This window comes from Pseudomonas sp. AC463 (genome assembly GCF_979253585.1).
The window spans coordinates 1-249 of record NZ_CEEDDZ010000967.1 but is presented as its reverse complement, the minus strand read 5'-3'; the positions used below and the strand labels follow the sequence as shown (position 1 = coordinate 249).

The following is a 249-nucleotide window of genomic DNA, read 5'->3' as shown; positions in this document are numbered from 1 at the left end:
ACCCTGCAGTTTCGCGATGCCGGCCTGCCGTGGCTGTTCCTGCAGGGCTTCCTGCTGATGGGCGCCTTCGTGACGATGTTCAACTACATCGGCTACCGCCTGATCGAAGCACCGTTCAAACTCGACCAGACCAGTATCGGCCTGCTCTCGGTGGTTTACCTGTCGGGCATCTACAGCTCCGCGCAGATCGGTGCCCTCGCTGACAAGCTGGGCCGTCGCAAGGTGCTCTGGGCGGTGATCGGCCTGATG

General features: G+C 62.2%; 1 pseudogene. It reads left to right on the top strand.

Annotated features, from left to right (window positions below):
- A pseudogene (locus AC0IYH_RS33115) lies at positions 1 to 249 on the top strand (MFS transporter); the annotation flags it as partial.